We start from the raw sequence: 15,805 nt of genomic DNA, 5'->3' as shown, positions 1-15,805 counted from the left end.
GGGCGCTGACGCACGGAGCGGGGCCGGTGGACCGGGCTTCAAGGCAGGCGCCGCGCCGACGCGGACACCGGCCACTGAGTGGGCCGGTGCTCCTCGATCTCCGGCATCGACGGGGCCGCCCTCGAGCACAGCGGTACGCGCCCCACGGTGAAGCCCTGTCAGAGTCTGGCGCCGAAGTCCTGGGTCCACAGCGGGCCGCCGGAGCCCTTGTTGACGCCCACGCCGATCTCCTTGAACGCGCAGTTGAGGATGTTGGCGCGATGGCCGGGGCTGTTCATCCACGCGTCCATCACGGCCTGTGGCGTCGGCTGGCCCTCGGCGATGTTCTCGCCGTACGTGGACCAGCGGTAGCCCGCCGCGGTGATGCGCTGCCCGGGGTCGGTGCCGTCCGGGCTGACATGGTCGAAGTAGCCGCGGGCGGCCATGTCGTCGGAGTGGCCCTGCGCGGCCTTGTCCAGGTCCGCGTTCTCGCTGACCGGTCCGCATCCGGCGGTCGCCCGCTGCTGGTTCACCAGCGCGATGACCTGGCCGACCTGGCCGGAGGCGGTCGGCGGTGCCTGCGGCGAGACGGGGGCACTCGTGGTGGCGGACTGCTGGGGCGTGGGCGAGCCGGTCTTCCGGGTGGTGCGGGGGTGGGGGCTCTTCTTGGCGGGGCTCTTCCTCTTTGTCTGCGTCGGGGACGGTGACGGGGACGCCGGGGCCGACGACGAGGCCGCCGCCGCATCGGGCGCCGCGAGGCCGACCGCAGGGTCGCCGGCGGGCTGTGAGGCGGTCGCGGTGTGCGGCGCGGGGCTGGAGTCGGCGTACCAGACGCAGGCGCCCGCCACGCAGGCCACCGCCACGGCTCCGCCGACGGCTCGTCGGCGCATGCGCCGACGCCGGCGGGCCTTGCTGCGGGAGGTCTGCCGGCCGGGTTCCGCACGGTGCCCGGCCCCGCCCGGGCCGTCGCCGGACGCGGAGACCGGTTCGGCATCGCTCCCGCCGGAGCCCAGCCCGACGAACGCGTCGTAGCCGCCGCCCGGGGCGGGGCCCGGCTGTGCGGGGCCCGGGGTGGCCGCCGCGGCCGGGGCCGCCGCCACGGCCGAGCGGGTGGTGGCGAACAGTGCCGACGACACCGCGACCAGGGCCAGCCCGGCCAGGAGGCCCTCGGCGGGCAGCAGGCCCTGCCACAGGCCGCCGCAGCGCGCACAGTCCCGGGCGTGCCGCGCTATTCGCTTGCGCCACAGTGCTGAGGGCCGGCCGTCCCAGGACGCCACCACGGCACGCTGGTCCTCGCACGGCGGCCGCGCATCGAGCGCCCGAACCACCACGCGCGCCGCCTCGAGGCGTGCCTTCATCCTCTGCACGCGTACCGCGGCGTGCTGCGGCGACAACTCCAGGGCCGCGGCGACCTCGGCGCGGGTCAGCTCGCCGGCGCACTCCAGCCACCACAGCGACAGCACCTCCCGGTCGTCCGGCTCCAGCCAGCGGGTCGCGCGGGCGGTCTCCTGCCGCTGCCCGGACAACTGGAGCCGCACGATGGCCAGGTCCACGAAGTCGGCGCCCGGGTCGGCGAGTTCGCTGGCCTCCTCGACGGCGTCGGGGGCGAACTGCCGGTCCTGCCAGTGCGCCCGGACACGGTTCATGGCGATGGCCACGAGCCAGGAGCGGAAGCTCTCGGGGGTGCGCAGATCGCCGAGCCCGTCGAGGGCGCGGAGCATGGTCTCCTGGACCACGTCGTCGACGTCGACGGAGCCGTTCAGCGCCCGGCCCACGATGTTGTAGACCAGCGGGAGATAGGCGCTCACCAGGGCGTCCTGGGCCGCCGGATCTCCCGCTCGGGCGGCGTTCACCAGTGCCACCGACTCCGCCGTGCGCTGTGTACCCATCAAAGCTTCCCTGTCCTCGACGCCGAACGGTGCTGTCCGATATCTGGGAGACCGCTCGGTGCGGCGCCGATAACAGTTACTCGGAGAATTGTTCGACTTCTTCGGTGAGCGGTCCGGCCCGAAGACTCACAGCATCGGCACACCGGCCGCAATGGAGAACGTCACACCGGCCTCCGGGACAGGGCGCCACGAGGGACCGGGCGCCGACCGTTCCACCATCACCGCTCGTGCGGCCCATGGCGGCCGGCAGGGACCCGACAGGAGCAATCATCGAACTGTTGCCTTGACAAGTGTTGCCGTGACAATGATGGTGGATGTGTGAGTAAAACGAGTGGACTCCACGACCACCTCGGCTACTGGCTGCGTCGCCTGTCCGACGAGGTCCATGGCCGGTTCGAGGCCGAACTCGCGCGGCATGACGTCACCGTCTCCCAGTGGGGGGTGATGGCCGGCGTGTTCCATGGCCACGACACCACCAAGGCCGTGGCCGCGCACATGGACATCGATCCGGGAGCCGTCTCCCGCCTGGTCGACCGTCTCGTGGCCAAGGGCTTGATCCGCCGCGAGCCCGACCCCGCCTCCCGGCGCACGGTCCGGCTCGTTCTGACCGACCGCGGGCAGGCCCTCGTACCGGAGCTGGCCGAACTGGCGGACCGCAACGACCACCACTACTTCGGCTCGCTCGACGCCGGTCAGCGCCGGCAGCTGGAGGAATGGATCCGGCGTCTGGTGGGCGAGTCCCACCCCGCGGCGCCGCCCGACAACCCCTGAGGGAAGAGAGTCATGAGCATCAAGCACTCCATCACCAAGAGCATCGGCATCGACCGCCCCCGCGAGGAGGTCTTCGCCTTCCTCGCCGACCCCGCCAACTGGCCCGCGTGGGCGGTGGTCAACGTCCAGTCCATCGAGCCCACCGAGGACCCCTGTTGGTGGCGCATGTCCACCCCGCTGGGTCCGGCCCGGCTGGGCCTGCGGGCCAACGCCGAGTTCGGCATCCTCGATCACGTCTTCGACGACGACACGGACTCCTGGCGGGTGCCGGCCCGCGTGGTCCCCAACGGCGACGGCGCCGAGTTCATGATGACCTTCTACCAGCCCCCGTCCCTCGGTGATTCCGAGTTCAGGACCCAGATCGACCTGGTCGACATCGAACTCGCCACCCTGAAGAAGATCCTGGAGGGCGGCGGGGCGGACGTCACAGCATGACGTGCTTGACCTGGGTGTAGTCCAGCAGGCCGGTGAGGGAGAGGTCGCTGCCGTAGCCGGAGTGGCGTACACCGCCGTGCGGCATCTCCGAGACGGTCGTGCCGTGCGTGTTGACCCAGACGATGCCGGTGTGCAGCGCCCGGCTCGCGCGCATGGCGCGGTCGTGGTCGCGGGTCCAGACGCTCGCGGCCAGCCCCTGGGGCACGGCGTTCGCCATCCGGAGGGCCTCGGCCTCGTCCGTGAACGGCTGGACCGTGACGACCGGGCCGAACACCTCGCTCCGTACGATCTCGTCCTCCTGCCGGGCACCGGCCACCACCGTGGCCTGATGGAAGTAGCCGGGCCGGTCCAGGGTCGCACCACCCGCGACGACCTCGGTGTGGGCCGGAAGGCGCTCCAACATCCCACGCACGGATGACAGTTGGGCGGCGTTGGCCAGCGGGCCGAAGTCGGCGTGCGGATCGTCGCAGGTGCCGGGAACGCGCTGCGCGGCACGGCGCGCGAAGGCGTCCAGGAAGGCGTCGTGGAGCCGCTGGTGGACCAGGATCCTGGTGGCGGCCGTACAGTCCTGGCCCGCGTTGTAGAAGGACAGATACGACAACTGCTCGACCGCGGCGGCGAGATCGGCGTCCTCGTGGACCAGGACCGGTGCGTTGCCGCCGAGTTCGAGGTGCAGCCGTTTGAGGTCGGCCGCCGCGGCTGCGGCGATCTCCTGTCCGGCGCGGACGCTGCCGGTGACGGCGACCAGCCGGACGTCGGGGTGGGTGACGAGCCCACGTCCGGTGTCGCGGTCGCCGCACACGACGTTGAGCACCCCGGGCGGCAGGTGCTCGGCGGCCAGCCGGGCGAGGAGCGCGGCGGAGGAGGGCGTGGTGTCGGACGGCTTCAGGACGACCGTGTTGCCGGCCGCCAGTGCCGGGGCGATCTTCCACACGGCCATCATCAGCGGGTAGTTCCACGGAGTGATCTGGGCGCAGACGCCGACCGGCTCGCGACGCAGCACCGAGGTGCGGCCCGGCGTGTACTCGGCGGCCGCGGCGCCCGGCAGATTCCGCGCGGCTCCGGCGAAGTACCTCAGCACGTCCACGATCGCGGGCAGTTCGTCCGCCAGGAACAGGGCCCGCGGCTTGCCCGTGTCGGCCACCTCCGCACGCGCCACGGCAGTCGCCTCCCGTTCCAGGGCGTCGGCGAGGCCCAGCAGCGCCGTCTGCCGCGTCGCCGGAGTCGTGGCCGACCAGCCAGGAAAGGCTTGCTGCGCCGCGTGGCAGGCGGCGTCGACGTCCTCGGGGCCGGACCGCGGCGCCGTGCCGTGCTCAAGCGCGGTGGCGGGGTCGATCAGCGGCAGGGTCGCCCCGGAGGCGGCCGGCACCTCCTTGCCGCCGATGTGGTTGAGGACGGTCGTGAGGTCGGTGTTCTCAGCCACGGCGCAGTGCCTCCTCGGCGGCGGCACGGCCGGTGCGGACGGCGCCCTCCATGTATCCGGCGACCCACTGGTCGGAGCCGCAGACGTAGAACGGCGGTTCATGGGTGCCGTGCAGCGGGCCGACCGCCATCACCTCGCCCGGCGGCCACTGTGTGACATAGCCCTGCGTCCACGGGTCGGTGCCCCACAGCCGCAGATGACAGGAGGTCGGCCGCAGCGCCTCGTCGCCGAACATCGCGGCCACCTCGGCGAGCAGCTCGGGGGTGCGCAACTGGGGCGGGGTGCCGAGCAGGACGCCGTAGCGTTCGGGCGGGATCAGCGCCGACAGCACGCCCTCCTTCTGCGGCCAGGTGCTGCCCAGGATGCCCTCGGCCTCGGACAGGCCGCTGAGACCGTCGGCGCGCCAGAAGGGACGGTCGTAGACGGCGGCGAACTTCGCAGCCGTGGCATGCCGCTGGCGGTGCAGGGAGGCCAGGCGGGCGTCGCTCACTCCGGTGACGGCGACCGACCGCAGCGGCCCCACCGGCAGGGCGCTCACCACGGCGGCGGCGGTGAGGACTTCGCCGGTGACCAGGCGCACGGTGCAGTGGCCGGGGCGCTTGTCGAGCGCGTCGACGGGCGAGCCGAGGCGGATGCGCGGACCCAGTTCGCGGCCCATCACCTCGGCGAGGGTGGCCGAGCCGTCCGCCAGTCGCAGTCCTTCCCACTGGTCGTAGTCGTAGTCGCCCGTGCCAGGGACCGCCGCGCTCTTGCGCAGCGCGGCGAGCAGCGAGATGCGTTCGTACGATCCCCCCGCCAGGGCCAGTTGGCCGATGTCCCACAGCCGTATCACGGCGGGTGCGGCATGGCGGGAGCGCAACCAGTCGGCGACGGACAGCCGGTCCAGGGCGGACGCCTCCGGGTGCGACCAGGGGTCGTCGGGATCGACGGTGGCCGAGAGATCGCTGAACTCCCTGCTGAGTTGGTCGTGTTGGGCCAGGTCGCCGGGGTCGAACCAGTGCGGTGTATCGCCGGCCGAGAGGCCCTCCGGCGTGGCACGGGTGATACGGCCGGGTTCGGCGACATAGCTGGGAACCAGCTCCAGACCCAGCTCCTTGGCGAGCTGGAGGTACGCGGTGTGGGCATGGCCGACCACTTCGCCGCCCAGCTGGACGGTACGGCCGTCGGGAGTGCGGGTCTGCTCGACCCGGCCGCCGACGCGGTCCCGGGCCTCCAGAACGAGTACGTCGGTGCCGGCGGCCGCCAGGTCACGGGCGGCGGCGAGGCCGGCGAGCCCGGCCCCGAGCACGATCACGTCGTGATGCATCGGTTTCGCTCTCCTGTGCAGTCGGATCAGGCCAGGACCAGACAGTGCTCGGGCCGCCAGCCGAACTCGACCGTCTCGCCGCCGCTCCAGCGGTCCTCCATGCGCGCGCGGGCCGTGTTCTGCTCCAGCACGGACAGCGTGACGCCCGGGGCCAGTTCGATGAGGTAGGTCGTGGTCGGGCCGCTGTAGACCGTTTCGCGGATCACCCCGGACAGCACCGACATACCCGGTTCGAAGTCGGACAGCCAGATCTTCTCGGGGCGTACCGAAACGCTGACCGAGGTGCCGTCCGCGATGCCGGTACGGGCACCGACCGCCAGCGCGGGACCGCCGGCCAAGGCGACCTCACCGCCCCGGTAGGTGCCGGTCATCAGGTTGGACGTGCCCATGAAGGAGGCGGCGAACTGGCTGGCGGGGTGCTCGTAGACGTCCTCGGGGGTGCCGCACTGCTCGATGCGGCCCTCGTTCATCACGGCGATCCGGTCGGACATGGTCAGCGCCTCGTCCTGGTCGTGGGTCACGAAGACGAAGGTGATGCCGACCTCGCGCTGGATCTGCTTCAGCTCCACCTGCATCTGCCGGCGCAGCTTCAGATCGAGTGCGGCCAGCGGCTCGTCCAGGAGCAGCACGGCCGGACGGTTGACCAGCGCGCGGGCCAGGGCGACGCGCTGGCGCTGGCCGCCGGAGAGCGTACGGGGCCTCCGGTGGGCGAGACCGGCGAGCTGGACCAGCTCCAGCATCTCGCCGACCCGCTGCCGGATCTCGGCCTTTGCCACGCCCTGGCGCTTGAGCCCGAACCCGACGTTGTCGGCGACGCTCAGATGGTCGAACAGCGCATAGCTCTGGAAGACCGTGTTGACGTTGCGCCGGTTCGGCGGCAGCGCGGTCACGTCCTCACCGGCGAGCAGCACCGAGCCCTCGGTCGGGTCGCTGAACCCGCCGATCATGCGCAGCGTGGTGGTCTTGCCGCAGCCGGAGGGGCCCAGCAGCGAGAAGAAGTGGCCGGAGTCGATGTCGAGGTCGAGGCGGTGGACGGCGTAGGAGTCGGCGAACTGCTTGGAGACGCCGTCGAGCCGGACGGCCGGGGTCGCGTCCATGGGTCACTCTCCGGAGAGGATGTCGAGGCCGCCACGGCGGCCGAAGAGGCGCGGAATGAACAGGGCCAGCGCGATCAGGCAGATGGATCCCACGAGCATCAGCGTGCCGACGGCGTTGATGGTGGGCTGCACCCCGAAACGGATCGCGGAATAGATCCGTACCGACAGCGGCTGGGGATCGACGCCGGTGGTGAAGTAGGCGAGGACGAAGTCGTCGAAGACCAGCGCGAAGATCAGCACGGCGGAGGCCAGGACGGCGGGCAGCAGGGCCGGCAGGGTCACCAGGCGGACCGCCTGCCAGCGGGTGGCGCCCAGGTCCATCGCGGCCTCCTCCACCTCCGGGTTCAGCGCCGCGACCCGGGAGCGCAGGATGACGGTGACGTAGGAGATGGAGAAGGTGATCTCGGCGAGCATCACCGTGCCGGTCGACAGGTCCACGCCCAGGCCCTTGAACAGCAGCATCGACGCGACTCCGGTGACGATCTCCGGCGTGATCAGCGGCACCAGCATGACCAGGCCGGCCAGCGAGCCGAGCCGGGTACGGCAGCGGACCAGGCCGAGCGCGAGCGCCACCCCGAGGACGACCGAACCGGCCATCGCCACCAGGGAGATGCGCAGACTGGTCCCCAGGGAGGAGATCAGTACGTCGTCGTGGACGAAGGCGCGGTACCAGCGCAGGCTGAACCCGCCGAAGACGGTCAGGGACTTCTTGGAGTTGAACGAGAACAGCGCCACGACGCCGATGGGCAGGTAGAGCAGCGCGAAGAACAGCGCGGTGGCGGCGATGAGGACGCGCGGCTTGCGGTCGGCGCGTCCGCGTCCGCGCCGGCTGCGGGCCTTGACGGCCGGGCGGGCCGGGGCGGTGGCGGAGGGCAGTTTGAGCAGGGTCATCGGCGGGCCTCCGCCTCGTCCTTGCGGGTGCGCCGCAGATAGCCGAACATCCCGATCAGCAGGACGAGCATCAGCAGCATGGTGAGGGCGGATCCCAGCGGCCAGTTCTGGCCCTGGAAGAACTTGTCCTGGATCAGGTTGCCGATCATGATCTGGTCCGGCCCTCCCATGAGCTGTGCGCTGACGAAGTCGCCCATCGCGGGCAGGAAGACCAGGACGAGTCCGGCCGCGGCGCCCTGCCGGGTGGCGGGCAAAGTGACGAAGAGGAAGGTGCGGACGGGGCCGCCGTACAGATCGCGGCCGGCCTCGATGAGGGAGACGTCCAGGCGTTCCAGGGCCGCGTACAGCGGGATGATCATGAAGACGACGAAGCCGTAGACGAGTCCCGCGACCACACCGACACCGGTGTTGAGGATCTTCGTGTTCCCGTCGGCCAGCCCCACGGCACGCAGCGCGCGCAGTACCGGTCCGTCGTCGGAGAGGACCACCGACCAGCCGTACATGCGCACCAGGTAGTTGGCGAAGAACGGCACCACGATCGCGGCGATCAGCGCGTTCTTGTACCGTCCGCCGTGCAGGGCGATGGTGTACGCCACCGGGTAGGCGATCAGCAGGCAGATCGCGCAGGTGAGCACGGCGTAGCCGAGGGAGCGGGCCAGGACCTCGGTGTAGGCGGGGTCGGCGAGGGCGCGTACACCGGACAGGTCGAAGCCGAAGCGCGGGTTGCCGAGGTCGTCGGTGGTGCCGACCGCGAGGACGGCGACCAGCACCAGCGAGGCGATCAGGAACCCGGTCATCCACAGGGTGCCCGGCAGCATGAGCCAGGTCCAGATCCGGTCGCGGTCCGCGCCGCGCCTGCGGGTGCGGGAGGAGGGGCGGAGCAGTGCCATGTCAGCCCGCCTTCACATGGGTCCAGGCGGTGTCGCGGGCGTCCTCCGCCGCGCGACTGCCGTTGCGGAAGAACAGGCCGGCCTTGAGGTCGTCGTCGGTGACCAGACACTCGGGGAAGGGTCTGACCAGGTCGGCGTACGTCTTCTCGGTGCCCGCCACCGGCATCGGGTAGCCGATGTACTCGATGTTCTTCTTCACGTTCTCCGGCCGCAGCATGTAGTCGATGAACAGCATCGCGGTGCCGGGATGGGGAGCGTTCCAGGGGATGGCGTAGCAGTCGGAGTTGATCGGCGTGCCCTCCCTGGGGGCCTCGAAGCCGAACACGGAGGGGTCCTTGGCCTGGTTGAGCATGGCGGCCATGTCGCCGCTCCACGCCTGGGTCATGACCGCGTTGCCGTTGAGCAGGTTGTTGTAGCTGTCGCTGGAGAAGCCGCGCAGCCGTGGGCGCAGGGTGCCCAGCAGGGACGTGATCCGGTCGAGGTCGCCGGTGTTCCCGGTGCTGACCTTCAGGCCGAGTTCCAGGGCGCCCATGCCGAGGACCTCGTCGCGGTCGTCCAGCAGGAACACCTTGCCGCGGGCCTTGTCGCTCCACAGGTCCCGCCACGATCCGGTCAGTTCGCCGATCCGGTCACGGCGCCAGCCGATGCCGGTCTTGTACGCGGTGAACGGGACGGTGTGGGCGGAGCCGGGGTCGTACCAGGGGTCGGCGAAGTAGGTGTACGTGCCGAAGATCGCGTGTGCGTTGGGAAGCTGGGTGTGGTCGATGCGGCGCAGCCGGCCGCCGCGGACCAGGCGCTGGGCCCACTTGGCGGTGGGGAAGACGACGTCGTAGCGGTTGCCGGCGTTGAGCTTGGCGACCATGCCTTCCATCGAGTCGAAGTTCGACTGGACGACCTTGACGCCGTACTCCTTCTCGAAGCCCTTGAACACCGACGGGTCGACGTAGTCGGCCCAGTTGAAGTAGACGAGATCGCCGTCGACGCGTGCTGCGACCGGGGCGAGCTGCTGGGCATCCGGCGTTTTCGCGGGCATGAAGCCGCAGCCGGCGGCTGTGGTGCCCAGCAGCCCGTAGGCGCCTGCCCGGAGCACGGCGCGTCGGGTGGGCGGGGGTACCTCGGGGGACACGGAACGTCCTCTCCGTCGAGGAACGGCACAACTCCAGGGCTGGACCGGCTGGTCGGCTCACGGAGGCCCTGACTCCGTAGGGAAGACCGGTCTGGGGAGGGTGCGAGTGTGCGTCAGCGGGGGAGGGGTAAGCCCGTCCGGAGCCGTGGGGCGTACGGCACGCGGGAGGACCTCACTGTGCGTCACCGTCCAGGTCGTCCCGGACCCGGCGGGCGAACCAGCCGACGGCGGCCTCGCGCTGCGAAAGCGGACCCGGCTCGAATCCGGGCGTCGACAGGCCGGCCTGTACACGCTCCACCAGCTCGGCGTCCTCATCGTTGGTGACCCAGCCGATGTGGATGTTGAGCCGGCGGGCCAGCCGGGTCCGCACGCCCTCCCCGTGCTTGGTGTAGAAGGCGCCGGGGATCGCCGCCCGGCCCTGGGCGGTGGGCAGGACGGTCCACGCGAGCACGTGGTCAGGGTAGAAGTCGATGAGCGTGTTCGGATAGATCACGGCGTACCGCCAGACTCGCCGGTCGGTCTCGGCCAGCCCCGGCATCGGCGTCGCGAGGCGCTGGTAGAGCCGCTCGGTCCAGTTCGAGGAGGGCTTCTCGCGCAGCGGTACCTCGAACAGGACGTAGTCCTCGCGCAGCTCGTCCACCACGTAGGCCTGGTAGTCCAGCAGCCGCATGAGCGCCGGGTGGGCCACGGGGACGTGGTAGCCCTCCAGGTAGTTGTCGACGATCACCTTCCAGTTGGCGTTCTGCTCCTCGCCGTCCGCCACGTCGTGGATGCGGTGCTTGCCGACGGGGACGAGGTCCGGCCCGGTGTAGCGGCCGACGGCCTCGGCGAGCCCGGCACAGGTCTCGGCGAGCGGGGTCGCCTCCATGTCGAGGTTGACGAAGACGAAGCCGAGGAAGGACTCCACATTGACCGGGTGCAGCCCGAGCCGGGGCTTGTCCAGGCACGGGATCCGGCGGGCCTCGGGAGCGCCGACGAGACGTCCGTCCAGCTTGTACGTCCAGCCGTGGTACGGGCAGCGGATCGCCTTGCCGGCCGGCGCGGGCTCAGTGACCAGGCGGGTGCCGCGGTGCCGGCAGACGTTGAGGTGGGCGGCGAGATCGCCGTCCTCGGTCCGGACGACCAGCACCTCCCGGCCGGCGGCCGTGGCGGTCAGGCGCGCGCCGGGGCCGGGGAGATCGGATTCGTGGCAGACGAGCTGCCAGGACTTGGCAAAGATACGGTCGGTCTCGGCCTCGGCGATGGCCGGATCCGTGTAGTAGCGGGCCGCCAGGGCTTCCCCGGGATGCTCGGAGGGCGGCCCCGGCGGGGCCGGGGAGACGGCGCCTGCCCGGGTGGTGGTCGAGGGGTGCATGGAGTCCTCCTCCGCGCCGCTGCGGCGGCGATGGGCGGTGAGGCTGCGCCGGGAACTCGGCAGGAATGGGCTTTCGACCTGCCGGGATCCGGCTGACTAATTGGTTAGTCAGAGTGGGCCTGGGGTGGCCGGAAGTCAAGACTTGTGAGCTGACTGATTAGTTAGTTAGTCTCGTGGTAGGCGGAAGGCCAGGGTCCGTGCCGGGCCCTTCGCGGCGCCTTCCGTACGCCCGCGGACCTCGATCCGCGCACCAGGGCGTCCGATTCAGGACACCCCCGGTCCGGGCGGTGCACGGCTTCGGCCGATCACGTCGCACCGCTGCGGACACCTGCTGTCCATGCCGTGCCCGGCCCCGAGGCCGGCACCCCGCACACGCTTCCCGCCCGATCCCGTACGGGCGTCGGGGCACCTCGTCCACCCCGTCGCCGCACCACCCCGTTTCCGGGCCGACCCGGCGGCGGTGCGACCAAGGAGGCACGCATGAGCGACCGCCGAAGTCTGGTTTGGCTCGGTCTCACGCCGGAGCCCGAACAGGAACTGCCCACCGCGGTGGCCGCCCTGCGCGCACCGGTGACCGACTGTCCGCCGTCCTCCCTGGTCGCCGCCGAGCGGCAACGTGTCGAGCGGCTGGTGCTGCGCGGCACACAGCACACCTGGCTGCGCTACCTCCACGAGGTCACCGACCTGGTCGTCCGGGCGGCGCAGGGATCCACGACCGCTGATCCCCGGCCGGCGCTGGTGGCCGGCGAGGTCGTCCTCGATCACCACCGCATGCTGATCGGCCTGCCCGGCACCGCCTACGCGCGCACCGCCGCCCAGCGGCGGGACCTGGAAGGCGCGCTGGCGCGTCTGAGGTCCCGCACCGGCCCCACCCTCTCCGGCCACTTCGAGCCCAGGAGCACCGTATGACCGGCGTCCACCCCCTCCTTCCCGACGGACAGCCCGGATTGCTCGTCTCGCCGGTGTTCGGCGCCGAGCCGCACCACGGTGTCGAGGATCGCGCCCGATACCTCGCGGTGGGCGGGTACGCACCGCTGACCGAGCGGGACCGGTTGCTCGACCGGATCGCCGCCGTCGGACTGCGCGGCCGCGGGGGTGCCGGCTTCCCCGCAGCCGTGAAGCTGCGGGCCGTCCGCGACGCACCCGGCCGGCCCGTCGTCGTCGCCAACGGCGAGGAGGGCGAGCCCGGATCGGTCAAGGACCGGTGGCTGCTGTGCCACCGACCGCATCTGGTCCTGGACGGCCTGCGGCTGGCCGCGGCCATGACCGGTGCCGGGCACGGCTACGTCTACCTCTCCGACGCCCTCGCCGAGAAGGCCGTCCGGCACGCGCTCACCGAGGGTCCCGCCGACCTGCGCGTCGACGTCGTACGGACGGAGCCCGCGTACGTGGCCGGGGAGGAGACCGCGGTCGTACGGCGCATCGGGGGCGGCCCGGCCCTGCCCACGGCGAAGCCCCCGCGCCCCTTCGAGGCGGGGGTGGGCGGAGCGCCCACGCTGGTCGCCAACGTGGAGACACTGGCGCGGATCGCGATGCTGCACGCGTGCCCGGACGCCGCGGTGGCCGTGGCCGGCGCTCATCTGGTGACCGTCTCGGGAACGGGCGATACCGCCGCCGCGCTGGCCGAAGTGCCCGCCGGGACGCATCTGAAGGTCCTGGCCGACCTGTGCGGCCACGGCAGGGCCGAGGCGGTCCTGCTGGGCGGTCTGTTCGGGGGCTTCCACGGCGTCGGCTGGACGGATCTCCAGCTCGACCACGACCGCCTGAACGCGGCCGGCGGAGCGCTCGGCTGCGGGGCGCTGCACTTCCTGCACCCCGAGGACTGCCCCGTTGCCGTGGCCACCGAGGCCGCCGCCTATCTGGCGGCGCAGAGTTCCCGGCAGTGCGGGGTGTGCGTCTCCGGTACCGGGGCGCTGGCCCAGACCCTCGCGGCGGTGGCCCGCGGCGCGGCGGACGACGCGGCGACCGGCCAACTGTACCGCTGGTCAAGGCACTTGCCCGGCCGCGGAGCCTGCGGCCTGCTCGATGCCGCCGCCCGGATCGTCGCCACCCTCCTCGCCCACTTCCCAGGCCGTCTCGACGCCCACCGCGACACCACCTGCCCCACGTGCGCGGACCCGGCACCCCACGACGGCCGTCGGTTCACGGTGGCGGTGCCCTGACCCGCACCACGGCTCCCGCTGTCCCGTCCCGCCCCCAGTCGTCCCGGTCCTCGCCGTCCGACCCCGTCGTCCCATCCCACCCGTCGTCCCGATGTCCGGGCCCTCGTCGTCCCGGGCCCTGTGGTCCCGGCCCGCGACCCTCCGCCGTGCCCCACCCCGCCACGCACCCCACCGAGCCGCCCGCACCCGCCGCACCGAAAGGACCGACCGTGAAACTCCTGCTGGACTCCACCCGCTGCCAGGGCTACGGCCTCTGCCAGGAACCCGCGCCCGAGTTGATCGACCTCGACGAGTGGGGCTACGCCCAGGTGCGCGTGAGCGACGTGCCGGCCGAGGGCGCGAACGCCGCCGAGGCCGCCGTAGCCGCCTGCCCCAACTCGGCCCTGCGGCTGGTGAAGTGACATGGGACGCGACCTGTCAGCCCTCTTCGACCCCGTCTCCGTCGCCGTCGTCGGAGCCAGCGACGACCCCGCGAAGTACGGCCACGCCATCTCCGCCCAGGCCCTGCGCGCGAACGGCCGTCGCCCCGTCCACCTGGTCAACCGGCGCGGCGGCACGGTGCTCGGCCGTACCGCCGCGCCCAGCCTGAGCGCGCTCGGCGAACCCGTCGACCTGGCGGTGGTCTCCGTGCCCGCCGCCGGCTTCGAGGACGCCGTCGACGAGGCCCTGGGCTGCGGGGCCCGGGCGATCGTCGCCATCACCGCCGGCTTCGCGGAGACCGGCGACGCGGGGCGGGCACGCCAGCAGGCCGTCGCCGAGCGCGTGCGCGCCGCCGGTGCCGTGATGGTCGGGCCGAACTGCCTCGGGCTGGCCGACAACACCACGGACCTCTTCCTGGCCTCCGACACCTTCACCCCCGGTGGCATCGCGCTCCTCAGCCAGAGCGGCAACCTCGCCCTGGAACTCCAGCTTCGCTTCCGCCCGCACGGCCTCGGATTCTCCCGGTTCGTCTCGCTGGGAAACCAGGCCGACGTCACCCTCGTCGACCTGCTCGCCGACTGCGCCCGGCACGAGGGCACCCACGCCATCGCCGTCTACGCCGAGGACTTCGCCGACGGACGCTCCTTCGCCGAGGCCGCCGCCGACGCGGGCAAACCCGTGGTGCTGCTCACCGCCGGCCGCGGCGACGCCTCCGCACGCAGCGCCCAGTCCCACACCGGGGCGCTCACCACCTCGGCCGACGTGGTGGGTGCGGCGTGCCGGGACGCCGGTGTGGAACTGGTCGCCACCCCACGTGAACTCACCGTCGTCCTGGCAGCGTTGAACGGCGCACGACGGTCCGCCGGGCGCCGGGTCGCGATCCTCACGGACGGCGGCGGCCACGGTGTCATCGCCGCAGACGCCGTCGAGGCGGCCGGCCTGACCGTCCCCGAACTCGGCCGGCCCACACGGGACGACCTCCGCGAGATCCTCTGGGAGCAGTCGGCCGTCGCCAACCCGGTGGACCTCGCCGGGATGGGCGAGCAGGACCCGGGCTCGTACGCGGGGACGGTCTCCGCGCTCCTGGCGGCCGAAGAGGTGGACGCCGTCCTGATGACCGGCTACTTCGGCGGCTACGCGGACGCCGACGGCGGGCTCGGGGGAGGAGGAACGGTCCTCGCGGACGGGGAACGGGCCGCCGCACGCCTGATCGCCGACCGTCATCGGGCCACCGCCAAGCCGCTCGTGGTGCAGTCGATGTATCCGGGGTCACCGAGCTGCCGCACCCTGGCCGAGGCCGGCATCCCCGTCTTCGATGCCACCGAGGACGCCGCCCGCGCCCTCGCCGCGACGACATCCGGCGCGCCGTACCCGGGCGTCACCCCCTTGCCCCCGCCCGCGACCCCGCTGCGCGAGAGCGGCTATCTGCAGACCCGCAGGGCCCTGGAGGCGGCCGGACTTCCCTTCCCGGCGGCGCGGGAGGTCCATGACGAGACCGAACTCCTCGCAGTGGCCGCGGAGTTCAGCGGACCCTACGTCCTCAAGGCCCTCCATCTGCTGCACAAGTCCGACGCGGGCGGGGTGGCACTCGGCCTGGCCGGACCCGACGAACTCCTCGCCTCCTTCCGCGAGATGCGCGCCAGACTCGGTGCCTCCTCCTACTCCGTGGAGGCCATGGCGGACCTGACCGACGGCATCGAACTGATCGTCGGCGTCAACCGTGACCCCCGTTTCGGCCCCGTGGCCATGGTGGGGCTGGGCGGCGTACTGGCCGAGTCCCTGCACGACGTCGCGTTCACCCTGGCCCCCGTGACCGCCGAGCGCGCCCTGGACCTGCTGCGCGGACTGCGCACCGCCGCCCTACTCGACGGGGTGCGCGGCAGGCCCCCCGTCGACCTCACCGCGGCCGCGGCGGCCATCGAGACGATCACGGCATTCGCCGCCGCCCACCCGGAGATCGCCGAGACAGAGGTCAACCCCCTGCTCGTACGCCCGCACGGGGCGCTCGCCCTGGACTCCCGCGCGGTACTCGCCTGACCCCCTCCCTTTGCGCCCCGAACCG

General features: G+C 72.1%; 14 protein-coding genes. 6 read left to right on the top strand and 8 right to left on the bottom strand.

From position 1 onward, the window contains the following. Positions 1 to 158: 158 nt before the first annotated feature. Entirely contained in the window at positions 159 to 1,868 is a 1,710-nt protein-coding gene (locus ADK64_RS18130; protein WP_053660175.1) for a sigma-70 family RNA polymerase sigma factor, read from the bottom strand. A gap of 318 nt (positions 1,869 to 2,186) precedes the next feature. Here ADK64_RS18130 and ADK64_RS18125 point away from each other — a divergent pair, with 318 nt between their 5' ends. Both ADK64_RS18125 and ADK64_RS18120 read left to right on the top strand, forming a co-directional pair. Further along, positions 2,187 to 2,639, top strand: a complete 453-nt coding sequence (locus tag ADK64_RS18125; protein ID WP_053660174.1) for a MarR family winged helix-turn-helix transcriptional regulator — start codon at positions 2,187 to 2,189, stop codon at positions 2,637 to 2,639. Between the two features lie 12 nt (positions 2,640 to 2,651). Continuing rightward, positions 2,652 to 3,074: an SRPBCC family protein gene (locus ADK64_RS18120; RefSeq protein WP_053660172.1), complete on the top strand. Its 423-nt coding sequence runs from the start codon at positions 2,652 to 2,654 to the stop codon at positions 3,072 to 3,074. Here the strand turns inward: ADK64_RS18120 and ADK64_RS18115 are convergent. The 7 genes from ADK64_RS18115 to ADK64_RS18085 all read right to left on the bottom strand — a co-directional run bounded on the left by ADK64_RS18115 (position 3,064) and on the right by ADK64_RS18085 (position 11,161). Continuing rightward, entirely contained in the window at positions 3,064 to 4,497 is a 1,434-nt protein-coding gene (locus tag ADK64_RS18115; protein WP_053660170.1) for an aminobutyraldehyde dehydrogenase, read from the bottom strand. The genes ADK64_RS18120 and ADK64_RS18115 overlap by 11 nt on opposite strands. Beyond that, positions 4,490 to 5,803 (bottom strand): flavin monoamine oxidase family protein, encoded by a 1,314-nt coding sequence (locus ADK64_RS18110; protein WP_053660168.1) that lies wholly within the window; start codon positions 5,801 to 5,803, stop codon positions 4,490 to 4,492. The genes ADK64_RS18115 and ADK64_RS18110 overlap by 8 nt, the downstream gene beginning before the upstream one ends. A 26-nt stretch (positions 5,804 to 5,829) precedes the next feature. After that, positions 5,830 to 6,900, bottom strand: coding sequence for an ABC transporter ATP-binding protein (locus ADK64_RS18105; RefSeq protein WP_078992702.1), 1,071 nt, complete (start codon positions 6,898 to 6,900; stop codon positions 5,830 to 5,832). 3 nt (positions 6,901 to 6,903) lie between these two features. Continuing rightward, positions 6,904 to 7,791 (bottom strand): ABC transporter permease, encoded by an 888-nt coding sequence (locus tag ADK64_RS18100; protein WP_107093011.1) that lies wholly within the window; start codon positions 7,789 to 7,791, stop codon positions 6,904 to 6,906. Further along, the gene (locus ADK64_RS18095) at positions 7,788 to 8,681 is read right to left on the bottom strand and encodes an ABC transporter permease (protein WP_053660166.1); all 894 of its coding nucleotides are present in this window, start codon (positions 8,679 to 8,681) and stop codon (positions 7,788 to 7,790) included. The genes ADK64_RS18100 and ADK64_RS18095 overlap by 4 nt, the downstream gene beginning before the upstream one ends. A 1-nt stretch (position 8,682) precedes the next feature. Beyond that, complete coding sequence (locus ADK64_RS18090; protein ID WP_053660165.1) at positions 8,683 to 9,807, bottom strand: polyamine ABC transporter substrate-binding protein; 1,125 nt, start codon at positions 9,805 to 9,807, stop codon at positions 8,683 to 8,685. Between the two features lie 172 nt (positions 9,808 to 9,979). Further along, positions 9,980 to 11,161: an aromatic ring-hydroxylating oxygenase subunit alpha gene (locus ADK64_RS18085; protein WP_053660163.1), complete on the bottom strand. Its 1,182-nt coding sequence runs from the start codon at positions 11,159 to 11,161 to the stop codon at positions 9,980 to 9,982. Between the two features lie 480 nt (positions 11,162 to 11,641). On the opposite strand from ADK64_RS18085, the gene ADK64_RS18080 reads away from it, so the two are divergent. The 4 genes from ADK64_RS18080 (at position 11,642) to ADK64_RS18065 (ending at position 15,780) form a co-directional block, all read left to right on the top strand. After that, positions 11,642 to 12,070 (top strand): hypothetical protein, encoded by a 429-nt coding sequence (locus ADK64_RS18080; RefSeq protein WP_053660161.1) that lies wholly within the window; start codon positions 11,642 to 11,644, stop codon positions 12,068 to 12,070. Further along, positions 12,067 to 13,323 carry an NADH-ubiquinone oxidoreductase-F iron-sulfur binding region domain-containing protein gene (locus tag ADK64_RS18075; RefSeq protein ID WP_063789915.1) on the top strand — a complete coding sequence of 419 codons (1,257 nt, stop codon included), beginning with the start codon at positions 12,067 to 12,069 and terminating at the stop codon, positions 13,321 to 13,323. The genes ADK64_RS18080 and ADK64_RS18075 overlap by 4 nt, the downstream gene beginning before the upstream one ends. Before the next feature lie 209 nt (positions 13,324 to 13,532). Then, positions 13,533 to 13,724: a ferredoxin gene (locus ADK64_RS18070; RefSeq protein ID WP_053660159.1), complete on the top strand. Its 192-nt coding sequence runs from the start codon at positions 13,533 to 13,535 to the stop codon at positions 13,722 to 13,724. A 1-nt stretch (position 13,725) separates the two neighbouring features. After that, the gene (locus tag ADK64_RS18065) at positions 13,726 to 15,780 is read left to right on the top strand and encodes an acetate--CoA ligase family protein (protein WP_053660158.1); all 2,055 of its coding nucleotides are present in this window, start codon (positions 13,726 to 13,728) and stop codon (positions 15,778 to 15,780) included. Positions 15,781 to 15,805 lie beyond the last annotated feature (25 nt).

It is taken from the genome of Streptomyces sp. MMG1121, from assembly GCF_001280015.1.
Lineage (GTDB): Bacteria > Actinomycetota > Actinomycetes > Streptomycetales > Streptomycetaceae > Streptomyces.
The sequence above is the reverse complement of the archived record's forward strand: the minus strand, read 5'-3'. Positions and strand labels throughout refer to the sequence as shown.

Bases quoted from the DNA above. Each gene is read 5' to 3' on its own strand.
- ADK64_RS18085 (WP_053660163.1), bottom strand. From the start codon at position 11,161: ATGCACCCCTCGACCACCACCCGGGCAGGCGCCGTCTCCCCGGCCCCG.
- ADK64_RS18120 (WP_053660172.1), top strand. From the start codon at position 2,652: ATGAGCATCAAGCACTCCATCACCAAGAGCATCGGCATCGACCGCCCC.
- ADK64_RS18080 (WP_053660161.1), top strand. From the start codon at position 11,642: ATGAGCGACCGCCGAAGTCTGGTTTGGCTCGGTCTCACGCCGGAGCCC.
- ADK64_RS18105 (WP_078992702.1), bottom strand. From the start codon at position 6,900: ATGGACGCGACCCCGGCCGTCCGGCTCGACGGCGTCTCCAAGCAGTTC.
- ADK64_RS18095 (WP_053660166.1), bottom strand. From the start codon at position 8,681: ATGGCACTGCTCCGCCCCTCCTCCCGCACCCGCAGGCGCGGCGCGGAC.
- ADK64_RS18100 (WP_107093011.1), bottom strand. From the start codon at position 7,791: ATGACCCTGCTCAAACTGCCCTCCGCCACCGCCCCGGCCCGCCCGGCC.
- ADK64_RS18065 (WP_053660158.1), top strand. From the start codon at position 13,726: ATGGGACGCGACCTGTCAGCCCTCTTCGACCCCGTCTCCGTCGCCGTC.
- ADK64_RS18130 (WP_053660175.1), bottom strand. From the start codon at position 1,868: ATGGGTACACAGCGCACGGCGGAGTCGGTGGCACTGGTGAACGCCGCC.
- ADK64_RS18110 (WP_053660168.1), bottom strand. From the start codon at position 5,803: ATGCATCACGACGTGATCGTGCTCGGGGCCGGGCTCGCCGGCCTCGCC.
- ADK64_RS18075 (WP_063789915.1), top strand. From the start codon at position 12,067: ATGACCGGCGTCCACCCCCTCCTTCCCGACGGACAGCCCGGATTGCTC.